This is a genomic window from Lederbergia citri, assembly GCF_018343625.1.
Lineage (GTDB): Bacteria > Bacillota > Bacilli > Bacillales > Bacillaceae_C > Lederbergia > Lederbergia citri.
Genome location: NZ_JAGYPG010000001.1, coordinates 661,435 through 674,461, shown reverse-complemented (window position 1 = coordinate 674,461; position 13,027 = coordinate 661,435). Strand labels below are relative to the sequence as shown.

The window sequence follows — 13,027 nt, the reverse complement described above, 5'->3', positions numbered from 1 at the left end:
TTCTTCTAAACTAAACTTTAAACTGCTCTTAATTTTGAAATGATAAATATTTCCTGGGAGTACCGTAGTTGTTAATGGTTCGTAATTGTTCGAAATTGGATACGTATTCGATGAGGATCGGCGCATCAAGGAGCCACGGAACATGTTTAAAAAGTTCATAATCAGATTTAATGACATGAGAAATCATTTCGGGCAAAAATGAATTTAAGTGATTAAAACGACTTTCCGCTTGTTTTTCATCATATTCCCCACCACTTATATAAACCCTTCCAGTTAATACATATTCACCAAGTTTTGAAATCCATTCGGCAGTAAATATATCTTCACAGTTTTTATATACACTTACATTATATTTTGTACCAATCGTTAAATGTCTGGAATTGCCTGTTTCCGAAGTGCTTAGAGTATATTTTCTTCCTTCTACCGGTCCATAAGAAGTGGCAGGTGGTGTAATCATTACGGTAAACTGATCGGTTTGCAGCTTTTCCATTATGCAGCTCCCCTTTGTACTTAATTATTGCATTATATGGCAAATGCCTATATTAGGTGATTTAACTTCGGTATTTTTTATCGTCTGGTTGTAAAGAACAATAAATTCAAGTATTTCGAAATCAACTTCCAAAATAGATGATTCCACTAGCGTTAAGTGACGTTTATATGAAATTATAAAAACAACATTCGGCTTCGTTAATAATCATTAATCTATCCATTATTTTACAAAACGGAACCAGCCAAAATCAAATGTGCTTCCTGGTAAAAATATAAAAGTTACTTTTTGATTGCCTGTTATTTTTTCTATTTCAAACATCCGTTCTTCATATCCATCAGACTTCTTAAATTCTATAATTTGAATATTTTCTCCTTCTTCACTCGCATATCTTACATGAATAGTATTTTTATCAATAGGAGATCTGCCAGAAATGATCAGTTTCGTCACGCCTTCTTTTGTAAAATCCATTTGTTCAAATTCTAATGAAACATTATTTCCAATTCCTTCAACACGAGTTTCTATTCTTTCAAACGTATCGCCGTATATATTGTCGCATTCTGAAGCATGATTTAGTTCAAATGCTTTATTCTTTTTTTCAAAAGAGAATCCTTTAATATGTACCTTCTGATGAAGCACAAAACATACGGATGTAATACCTCTCAGTTTTCTTCTCAATTTATAGGTTTCCTCTTGATATACATTCCATTTCGAATCTTTTTGATAAATAACATCTGCCAATAGCTCACTTTCGTCCTTATCGGGTATGCCCTCCCAAATTTGCAAAGAGTCCTCTTCATTGGATAATGCAAATATAGGAATGGTAATTGTATCGGAACCATATAAACCAAAATCAATATTGTGAAATCCTACTTGAGTTTCGCCATCTCTACTTGTAGCTACTCCTCTTTCATTTCCGTTTCCAATTTCTCCTTTGCTATAGTCATAGAGTCCTGCAGAAATAAATCCAAATGGATCTTTATAGGCAGTACCAATATTAACTGCAGTAAACTCTAATTCGGATATCAATTTAGTTTTGCTTGTGCCATTCTTGCTTGTACAGCGAACTCGGAATTCTCCATCTCCTAAAGCTATTACCTTCGCGATATGACCATCAGCTTTTATTTTAGCAATATTTGATTCTATCCCAGCATCAGTCACGACACTCCACTCAATAACTTTATAAGAAGTATCTACTGGGTATAATTTAGCCTGTACATCAATCTCTTTTCTAAATTCATTTAATGTTTGTCCGCAATCACTTATGATCTCAATTTTTCGCAGTGGTATTTCATCCTGTTTTCCCATCACACAGGCCGTTTCTTCGTTTTTCGTAGTTGCTGTTATCCCTTTTACCAATTTATCATTACTTGGAATGGACTCAAATTCTACTGTTTGGCCTTGTACACCTAAAGAAGTTACCTCGATTTTTATTTTTCCTGGCTCTAAGGTAGAACCAATAATGGCCATTAATTTACCACTAAATAATCTTCTGCTTATTCCTTTATATGAATCATAATCAGTGCTATCCCCATTATCTAAACCTAATAAGCGCCCCGCTCCCGATACATCGACTGAGATGCGATTATTTGCATTTTCTACTCTTTGTCCATTTTCATCTTCCACATTAATTTCTACAAAAGCTAAATCAATCCCATCAGCAATAAGCTTTTCTTTATCTGCGATTAAGCAGATCTTTTTTGCATCACCAAAAGACTTTCTTATATCTTCTGCAATAATATCTCCTGATTCATTGTAGGCAATGGCCTTTAGTTTCCCTGGTTCATAAGGAACCTTCCACCATCCGAAAAGCTCCGTACCTTTATTGTAATCAATATGATGGGTACCTATAGTGCGGCCATTTAATTGTAATTCTACTTTTGGCGCATTCGAACAAACCCGAACATCAATTATTTGCCCTTCATTAAAATCCCAATAAGGAAAAAGATGAACCATTGGAGCTGTCTTGTAATCTGTCCACGCTGCTTGATATATGTAAAAAGAATCTTTTTTAAATGTAGCTGTATCGATTTGTCCAAAATATGAGTTTTTTGTATGGTAAGGAGTAGGTTCTCCTATGTAATCAAATCCTGTCCATAAAAACTGTCCTAAAGAAAAAGGTGTATCTCTTTCTGCTATAATACATGCTTCTGCTGATTTTGCTCCCCAACTCGTAGAACTGTTTCCAAGAGCGGAACATTGTTCATCATCATCTGCTAGAATGGACTGTTCATATGGAAAATGATATATCCCCCTACTTTGTACAACGGAAGCCGTCTCACTTCCATAAATAATCCAGTCCGGATGTTCCTCGTGATGCTTTTTATAATATTTTTCAGCATAATTATATCCTGCAACTTTTACAATATCTGCACATTTCTGGGCGTTCTCCCATGGCATATAATTAGAACCAATCGTTACAACGGCATTTCCGTTAGGATCATATTCCTGTACGGTATCCATGAGCATTTTGGTTATTTCTTGCCCTCTTTCATCTGCATGAGTATCATAAATCTCGTTTCCGATACACCACTTGATCAAACTCGGATGATTACGATCGCGCAATACCCAGCTTTTTACATCAATTGCTGCCCAATCTTTAAAGAACCTTGCATAATCATAAGGTGTTTTTGATCTCTCCCACATATCAAAGGCTTCTGAAACGATAAAAAATCCCATCTCATCAGCTAAATCCATCAGCTCTTTCGCCGGCATATTATGTGCTGTGCGAATAGCATTTACTCCCATTTCTTTTAGGATCTTAAACCTTCTTTTTAGAGCTGTTTTGTTAAAAGCAGCACCCAATGCTCCTAAATCATGATGCTCGCATACACCATTTAATTTCATTTTTTTACCATTTAATATTAAACCTTTCTCTGAATCAAGAACGATATCCCGGAATCCAATATTTTGTGTTGCTGTTTCAATTATTTCATCTGTACCTTCGTCATTAAAAACTGTTTTTAATTGAGTATGCAGCTGATAAAGATTTGGATGATCCGGACTCCATAAAAAAGGATTCTTTACGATTAGAGTTTGCTGACTTTGGGAATGCGAACTATTTCCAAACATTATCTTCTCTATAGATGACGCCACTTCTTGATCTTTATATGTAATCGTATGTGACAGTTCAACATTACTAGTAGTATTTATGTCCGTATTGACTTCCACCTGCCAATTATTTTTCTTTTGTGTGATGCTGACATAAATGCCATCCGTAATGATATGATTTTCGTCTCTTACTTTTAACCATACGTTCCGATAAATACCAGCACCAGAGTACCATCTACTATTAGGACTTTGATAAACTACTTTTACAAGAATTTCATTTTCTCCATCTATAACAGTATCTGTGATCTCTTGTTCGAATGAAGAATAGCCATATTTCCATTCCCCCACATACTGTTGATTTACATATACAGAAGAATCCATATAAACCCCATCAAAACATAAGAGCACCTGCTCTTTCTCTTTCGTATAAGTAAATCTCTTTCGATACCAGCCAATACTGTTTTCATATAGATTCAATGTATTATAAATTAAATAATCATGGGGGAGGTCAATTGGTGAAAAATCCAAATTTGTAGAATCCGTAACTTTTAAATCACTTTTGGCAAATTCCCAACCATCATTAAATAGTAGTTTTCTATTCATGAGATTATGTACCCACTCTCCATTCGATGAATATGCTTTCACCTTATCATTGCATAATGATGTTTTATCTTACTTTCTATTTTTTATTGGCTATAATATTTCGAAGACTGGCTTTTCCTCGATAAAATGCACGGGTATACTTGGAAAGAGAGTTTGAATTTTTTGGGCTATATATTCCATCCCCGCTTTTTCACTTTCAGCATGGCCGAGGAAAATTAATGCTTTTTTCAAGCCTTGCTGCACTGCATCTCTTACGTATTCTGGCGTTTCCCATTCAGGACCTTCTCCTGAAATAAGTAAATCAATTTTATCTTGATGAAATAAAGGAATGGAATTTTCATTTCCTCCCCTATATCCAACCGAAATCCCAACACGCTTACAACCAAGTGACAAATCACCCGCTACGCGTACATAAGGAATTTGTAACTTATCTTTTACATAACTTACAATTTCTTTTAACGGCATTTTTGGAAGGGCTAGGATCGAAGCGGCTTTATAATCCTTTTCTATATACGTCTCCCAATTTAAACGTTGAATTAATCCCGATGTAATACCATCAGGCTCGTACATATGTATATAATCATGGAAACGAAAAATGGCTATTTCGGATTGTTCTATTAATCTCTTTTTTTCAAGAAAAACCGGATCACTTGTCCATTTACCGGTTCTATCTAAATGACTATAATACAATCCTTCATGAGTAATCAGTAGATTTACACCCAAGTCTATTGCTTGTTGAATCACATCATGGGTTGCCAAAAAAGTTGTTGCAATTCCTTTTACTAACGTTTCTTTGTTTCCTGTTAAAAGGATATCCACTGTTCGAGCTAATTCTGGTACAGGCTCCATTAATTTATCTAATACATTCTGAATAGTAACTTTCATGAGTTATTACCTGCTTTCTTAGGTTATTTCGTATAATTCAATTTGATTTCATCCATCACCTCTCTGCTATTTAAAGTTAGTAGATAACTTACAACGCTTGCTATCAAAAAACAGAGGAAATTAGTTGTTATATGTATTAAAAATAACGATATGATTAAAATCCCAATATTTCCTGTGGTGCTTTTCAACTTTTTAAAACTATAGTAGATCGATAATTTATAAGTATCTCTTATTCTAAATTTATACTTAGCTGTTATTGGGAATACGTACAGTAAAAAACTAATGAGGAAAAAGAGAGCTGCTAAAAATACAATGGTCATAATTTGATTGAACTTCGTATTTTCCTGATAAAAATATTGGAGATCGATGATTAAGATAAAGAATGCGGTAAGCAAGGGTAACCAAACCTTTAATGCATCTTTAAAATTAAGCTTGTATCCAAGGAAAAAGTCTTTTGTTGGAGAAATTTCTCCTTCACGTACTAATTTATCCATCACATAGCACAATGCTGTAATAGCTGGTCCAGTTGGAATAAGTGCTAAGAAAATGAAAATAATATTTGAAATGATAGGTTCCAATGTTATGATGGCAAAGAAAAAAATAATATTGCAAAAAATAAAGTATATATTAGTCAGCGTGAACCAATAAATGTAATTGGAAATAATGAAAAATAATCCTTGACCAAATTCTCTGCGCTTATACATGCTAGTTCACCTTTCTAAAATTCATTTTTAAGTACTACGAATCGATAAAATGCATGTAAACTACCTGCAAAAACAAAACAGGTTTTAGCAGGTAGTTTTAGAAACTTTTATTCTTACTTTTTGTAAACTTTATTCGCTAATTCTACGTAATCTTCCATTCCCATATTCTTTAACTCATTGATATAATCATCCCATTTTGACAAATCGCGGTCACCCAAGATAAATTCATAAGTTGCTGTATTAACAAAGTCTTTTAAAGGTGTACTTAATAAGGTTGATTGTTCAAGTTCCATTTCATTGTACAAAATAGGCGGATCCGGTAAAATAAGCTCTTTTGTCTCATGCATCGCTTCTTGGAATTCGATCTCTTCTTCACTAAACATTGAATGGAGAAGTTCTGTCGTACCACCGTATGCAAAATTTCCTCCCGAGAATCCATAATCAACATTCAGTGCTTTCGTTCCCTTTGGATTTAGACCGACATAATTTACATCATCTGCAAGTACACGTTTTCCATCGGAACCTTTCGTATAAGTAACTCCTTCTACACCCCATTTAGCGAATTCTTGTCCTTCATCGCTGTACCATAACCAGTCAATAAACTGTAATAATGCTTCAAAATTAGGATCATCTTTTGCCTTTGCTGAAATCATAATACCATTTTCTAATTTAGAGCCTCCCATTACTTGTCCAACAGGTCCGCCTGGTACAATTATCTTCTTGATAGCGAAATTGCCTTCACCTAAAATCTCTTTCATATCTTTGCGATAATCAACAATGGTTTGTGAGTTCGTACCAATGACAAAAGACTTTCCATTTACAAATTTCTTTACTGCTTGATCATCATCTTGCGTTACACTTTCTTTATCAAGTAACCCTTTATCAACTAAACCATGGAAATAAGTTAGCATTTGTTTGTATGCTTCTGTTGCTGGCCCAAAAACAAACTCATCATTTGCTTTATCATAATTTAAAGCAGATCCTAATCCCCAACCTGCAGATGTACCAAAACTCGTAGCAGCAATATTTAGTGTACTGCTAAATGTCCAACGATCAGAAAAAGGAATGATATCAGGGTATGCTTGTTTCATTGCAACTAATATTTCTTCAAGCTCATCCCACGTGGTCGGCATATCAAAACCTAGTTCTTCTACAATGTCTGTCCTAATCGCTAAAGTATAATCAGGCCAAACATCCTCATGAAGACCAGGTAACACATAATATTTACCATCATCATGACGGAGCCCTTCTAAGAATGGCTCTATATTCCATTTTTCTACTTTATCCTTATAATTAGGCATTAAATCCACATAATCACTTATTGGAAGAATCGTACCAGAAGCGACAAAAGGAGTTTCTTCACCTGGGTACGTTTTCGGTATAATATAAGGTGCATCTCCACTACTTATTAGCAAACTTCTTTTTTGAGCATAATCACTCATCGGAATGATTGTCATGTCTAGATTTACATTTGTTCTTTTCTTTATTTCCTCTAATAGCAGCCAATCTTTTTTATATGGATAATTTGGATGATCACTAAACGTCATTGTAAAGGTTAATTCATCTTTTGCTTTAAATTGATCTCCTAGTCCATAATTATCTACTGCATTCTCACTTTTTGGCACTTCAGCTTTTTTGTTTCCTCCCGTTTTTTCCGAATTACTACAGGCAACTAATAAAAAACTTAAGATTGTTAAACTAGAAATTAAAAACAAAAACTTCCTTATACGTTTATCCATCACATTCTCCCCCTCGTAATTATTGACACGCTAAAGGAATAAAGCTGGTTAGTTATGAGTGAACGCTCCACCTCCTTAAAAAATGTTAAAACTATTTATTAAATTTTAAAGATCCTTAACCTTTAACAGATCCAAGCATTACGCCGGATACGAAATATTTTTGTACATAAGGGTAAACACATAGTATTGGAAGTACTGTTAAAACCATTGTAACCGCTTTAATATTGGCAGAAATTTGAGTGAGATTATCCGCACTTGTTGCTCCTGATGAAAGACTGCCTTCTGCTCCTTTAATGAGATTACGCAAATAAATTTGTACCGGAAATAGTTCTTTATCATTGAGGTAGATAAAGGCTGGGAACCAAGAATTCCAATTCCCTACAGAATAAAACAGGATCATTGTTGCAATAACAGGTAATGAAAGCGGCAGTACGATTTTTAGCAAAATTCCATACGTACTCGAACCATCCATAATAGCCGCTTCTTCAAGTTCCTCTGGAATGTTTTGAAAAAAGGTTTTCATAATCAGCATATTAAAAACACTGATCGCACCTGGAACGACAATGGCCCACATTGTGTTTCCAAAACCAAGCGATTTAACTAATACATAGTTTGGTATTAGTCCACCACCAAAGAACATCGTAAATACGGCAAACATTGTAAAAAATTCTCTTCCCATAAGACGTTTTTTCGATAAAGCATATGCAAACATTGTAGTCATAACCATCTGAATTGCTGTCCCAACAACCGTATATACAACGGTGTTTTTGTAATTAATCCAGAACATTCTATCTTTGACGATAATTTTATATGTATCGATGTTGAATCCTTTTGGCCAAATATTAACTTTTCCAGCATTAATATTGGCTTCTGAACTAAAGGATTGCGCAACAATATTTAAAAAAGGATAAAAAGTTAAGGCGACAATAAGTATTAATAGAGTGACATTAAAAACTCTAAATATTTTGTACTGAATCGATTCTTTCAATCTATTTCCTCCTTTCTTACCACAGACTATTATCCGTAAGTCTTCTTGAAATATAGTTAGCTGAAAACACTAATATCAGGCCAATTATCCCTTCAAAAAGACCAATGGCGGTTGCATAACTAAAGTTGCTTGATTCTAGACCTACTCGATAAACATACGTTGCAATCACATCAGATGTCTTATAGTTTAATGGATTGTATAAGAGTAATATTTTTTCGAATCCAACCGCTAATAAATTTCCGATATTTAAGATTAATAACGTAATAATTGTGGGCAGAATTCCAGGAATGGTAATATGAATCGTTTGTTTCCATCGATTCGCACCGTCAATTTTAGCCGCTTCGTATAATTCTCCATTAATTCCTGTAAGAGCAGCTAGATAAAGTATTGCCCCCCAACCTAGGCCCTGCCATATTTCAGATCCAATATATATCGTTCGAAACCAGTCAGGTTTTTGAATAAAACTGATTCTTTGTCCCGTAAAAAATTCGATGATATTATTAATCGAGCCATTGACGGCAACCAATTCCAAAATCATACCCGATACAATAACAACTGAAAAAAAATGTGGTAAATAAGATGCCGTTTGTACAAATCTTTTAAATTTCATTGATTTTAGCTCATTCAATAAAAGAGCAAAAATAATGGGGGCCGGAAAAGTGATAAGTAGGGTCAAACTACTAAGGATAAGTGTATTTTTAAACACTTTTAAAAAAGTTGGATCAGCTATGAACATTTTGACGTAGTGTAAACCTACCCAATATTCTCCAAAAATGCTTCCGCCGGGGACAAATTTACGAAAGGCAATAATATTCCCAACCATTGGTCCATATTTAAATACAATTAAATAAATAATTGGGAGTACTAATAATGAATAGAGCTGCCAATCTTTTCTTAGAGTTCTAAGAACAATTACTAATCTACTAGTACTTTTGTTTGGTAAATGAACTTCGGTCTTTCTAGCTATCTCCTGCACATACATCCCTCCAAAACAACACTAAATATGTCCCTATGACCAATCAAGCGCTTTCATAAATTATTTCAATATGTAATTAGATCCTTATAACCCTTCTATATATTTCGTAGTACTAACTTACTAGTATGTTAGTATCACCAAACTTTTCTAACCTACTAGTATGTTAGTAATGAATATCATATCTTTTATCTTGTAAATAATCAATACATTTCATAAAATTTTCTATTCATGTGTTTAAAATTCATCTTTTTTGTTTGACTCCATTATCTAGCGAATCCCATATTCCCCATAGATACATTATCCCTAATGCTCTATCGTATAAACCATATCCTGGCCTGCAATCCTCATCCCAAATATGTCTCCCATGGTCTGGACGAGCATACCCTGTAAACCCATAATCATAATAAGTTTTTACAATATTAACGATATCAATAGAGCCGTCCTTCTTACGATGGGATGTTTCAATAAAATCACCATTTTCATAGACTTTTATGTTTCTAATATGTGCGAATGGAATGCGATCTACAAATTCTCTAATGATTGCTGGTATGTCATTTTTTGGATTCGCTCCTAAAGAGCCGCTACATAATGTCACACAATTAGATGGGCTGTCAACAAGTTTTAGAAACCTTCTAATATTCTCATGTGATGTCATAATTCTCGGCAAACCAAAGATTTCCCATGGTGGATCGTCAGGATGAATAGCCAGTTTAATATCATGAGATTCAGCTGTAGGGATAATTTTTTGTAAAAAATACTCTAAGTTATCCCATAATTGTTCTTTGGATACTTTACTATAAGCCATAAAAAGTTGCTTTAACGATTGTAACCTTTCAGGTTCCCAACCTGGCATCGTATACTCTGAATTAAGAGCAATTTTTTCAACCAATTCTAATGGATCCATACCTTTAACCTTAGCTTTTTCATAAAATAAGGCAGTAGAACCATCTCCCAATTGTTTAAATAAATCAGTTCTTACCCAGTCAAACACCGGCATAAAATTATAGCATATTACTTTTACTCCAACCTTCGCCAAATTTTCTATCGTTTTCTTATAGTTTTCAATATATTGATCTCTTGAGGGCAGTCCAAGCTTTATATCATCGTGAACATTAACACTTTCAACAACATCTAAATGAAATCCTAACTTTTTTACTTGTTGCTGCACCTGCAAAATTCGGTTTAATGGCCACTCTTCACCAGTAGGGATATCATGAAGTGCCCAAACAATTCCTTCAACTCCGGGAATTTGTTTTATATGACGTAAACTTACGCTGTCGTTGCCTTCCCCAAACCACCTAAATACCATCCTCACACATATTCCTCCGTTCGTGCGTCAATCATCAAGCAAAAAATATGCTGAATAAGGGCTTTTTAGCTAGCCCTTATTCAGTGACAATTTTATATCAATATATTTTTCTTTTTTTCTCGTCAGCGATTCCAGATTTTCGATAAAAATAAGTATTTATCTGGTCACGCCAAGCTTTCGCATTATCTAATTGAAGAATTAAACGTTCCTGAACATTTGAATATCTGGCTTCATCAATTTTACCTTTCAACGTGCTCCACTTCTTTATTAATTTATCCACTTGCTCGACTCCCTTAAAGTGAGTGTCATAAATATGTTGAATGACAGTTACTCCTGTTTTTAACTTATGACCATAAGGGACATGATGGAAAAATAACAATAATTCATCTGGACATGTATCCAAGGAATTATATATTTCTTTATTAGGCGAGAAATATTGATTTGCATATCCCGTTCCTGTATCAATTGAACGATCTACGCCAATCCCATCTCGATCAGCAAAATGATAAGTTCCCCAGACAGAATATTCGTACCCATCAATATTTGGTCCGTAATGATGACCAGGATTAACCATCCAGCCTATCCCTAAAGGAGCAGTGTAATTTTCATAAATAGACCATGACTCTAATAACATGGACTTTATTTGTTCAATTATGAATGGATCTTCACCAAAAGTCATACGAATCCATTCTTCAGTAATTGCTTCAGATGAAAGATCTGGATTCCAAATGAGCCGTCCGTAACCATATAAATTTGCTTGAGCAAGCGTATGGCCAGTCCAGTTCTCATCATCTCCAATATTTGACACTGCGCAAATCCCACTATATTTAAAACCGAATAACGAGCCATCAACTATACTTTTAACTTTTGACCCTTTACCTTTTGCATATGTATCATATTCCAACACTTCTTTCCAGAGCGGAACGAGAAAACATAAATCTTTTTGCTGTCCAGTATATTCTTGTGTTATTTGAAACTCCAGCATTTGATTCGTTTTTTCTAGTGCACCAAATAAAGGAGATACCGGTTCCCTAACTTGAAAATCCATTGGACCATTTTTCACTTGTAAAATAACATTATCAAGAAATTCACCATCTAACGGTTTAAAGTGATCGTATGCTGCTTTCGCTCGGTCTGTAGAACGATCACGCCAATCTTGCAAGCAATTATAGACAAAGCACCTCCAAATCACGAGTCCACCATATGGCTTTAGAGCATTAGCCAATAGATTTGCTCCATCAGCATGGTTTCGATTATATGTAAAAGGACCTGGCCGATGTTCTGAATCGGCTTTCACTACAAAACCACCAAAATCGGGAATGAAGTTATATATTTCCTCCGCTTTGTTCTTCCACCATTTTATAACATCGGGATCAAGTGGGTCTGCAGTTTGCAACTGACCAATTTCGATGGGACTAGCGAAATTGATACTCAAAAATATTTTTATTCCATAAGAACGGAAAATATCTGCAATATTAGCCACATCTGGTAAAAACTCGTTCGTAATTAACTTTGTTTCTAACTTCCAAACATTCACATTATTAATGGAAATCGCATTAATTCCAACTGAAGAAAGAAATCTGGCATAATCTTTAATTCTCCCAAGATTTTTTGTAATTCTATTGTTTTCATAAAAAATCGATTTTCCAGAGTAGCCTCTTTCTATGCTGCCATCCATATTATCCCATTGGTTCAACATTCTTAATTGGTTTTTTGGTGATTCGACTATATCTAAATGTTCTATTGGTTCCCTAAGTTGAAGCAATCTTAGTAAATGATGAACAGCATAAAGAACTGCTTTATCAGACTTTCCAACTAATAAAAGGCTTTCATTTTTAATAGTCTTAATGATGTAACTCTCTTCATTCAATTCTTCCATTCTATTAGTATCTAATTCTTTGAATTGATTATGTATTTCATCATAAATCCCAATAATAATTGAAGCTTCCTCAACTCTTTTTTTATAAAGAGTCGGCTCATTATCAAACATAGAGCGAATCCCTAAATTTAGTTCATTGAGTGCAGAGTTTAAAATTGGAGAGTTTCCTATAACTACAATACTTTGAAAACGTGATTTATTGTTTTCAAGCCATTCTCTATCTTCAATTCTTTCATATTGTAGCCAGCATGCATAACTTTTTTCATTAATTATTGTTTCCATCCAATATTCTCCTCCCTGGATTATTTCTAGTGAAAATCAGACTTTGTATGTATTCTAATCAAAATTTCTACTCGAAATTATGGCTATTATAACACTAATTATTCAAAAAGCATACTAGTATGGT

Annotated in this window: 9 protein-coding genes; all 9 read right to left on the bottom strand. The window is 34.3% G+C overall.

Annotated elements, in window-relative coordinates:
- Nucleotides 1-28: 28 nt before the first annotated feature.
- Nucleotides 29-490: a staygreen family protein gene (locus KHA97_RS03450; protein WP_213123349.1), complete on the bottom strand. Its 462-nt coding sequence runs from the start codon at nt 488-490 to the stop codon at nt 29-31.
- 219 nt (nt 491-709) lie between these two features.
- Nucleotides 710-4,183, bottom strand: a complete 3,474-nt coding sequence (locus KHA97_RS03445) for a glycoside hydrolase family 2 TIM barrel-domain containing protein (protein ID WP_325167400.1) — start codon at nt 4,181-4,183, stop codon at nt 710-712.
- 48 nt (nt 4,184-4,231) lie between these two features.
- Nucleotides 4,232-5,026 carry a Nif3-like dinuclear metal center hexameric protein gene (locus tag KHA97_RS03440; RefSeq protein WP_213123347.1) on the bottom strand — a complete coding sequence of 265 codons (795 nt, stop codon included), beginning with the start codon at nt 5,024-5,026 and terminating at the stop codon, nt 4,232-4,234.
- A gap of 23 nt (nt 5,027-5,049) precedes the next feature.
- Nucleotides 5,050-5,730: a YesL family protein gene (locus KHA97_RS03435; protein ID WP_213123346.1), complete on the bottom strand. Its 681-nt coding sequence runs from the start codon at nt 5,728-5,730 to the stop codon at nt 5,050-5,052.
- 113 nt (nt 5,731-5,843) lie between these two features.
- Entirely contained in the window at nt 5,844-7,469 is a 1,626-nt protein-coding gene (locus KHA97_RS03430) for an ABC transporter substrate-binding protein (RefSeq protein WP_213123345.1), read from the bottom strand.
- 115 nt (nt 7,470-7,584) lie between these two features.
- A complete protein-coding gene (locus KHA97_RS03425) occupies nt 7,585-8,457 on the bottom strand; it encodes a carbohydrate ABC transporter permease (protein ID WP_213123344.1) in 873 nt (290 codons plus the stop codon).
- 16 nt (nt 8,458-8,473) lie between these two features.
- Nucleotides 8,474-9,439 carry an ABC transporter permease gene (locus tag KHA97_RS03420; protein WP_213123343.1) on the bottom strand — a complete coding sequence of 322 codons (966 nt, stop codon included), beginning with the start codon at nt 9,437-9,439 and terminating at the stop codon, nt 8,474-8,476.
- Nucleotides 9,440-9,674: 235 nt separating this feature from the next.
- Complete coding sequence (gene uxuA, locus KHA97_RS03415) at nt 9,675-10,748, bottom strand: mannonate dehydratase (protein WP_213123342.1); 1,074 nt, start codon at nt 10,746-10,748, stop codon at nt 9,675-9,677.
- A 91-nt stretch (nt 10,749-10,839) separates the two neighbouring features.
- A complete protein-coding gene (locus KHA97_RS03410; protein ID WP_213123341.1) occupies nt 10,840-12,903 on the bottom strand; it encodes an alpha-glucuronidase family glycosyl hydrolase in 2,064 nt (687 codons plus the stop codon).
- Nucleotides 12,904-13,027 lie beyond the last annotated feature (124 nt).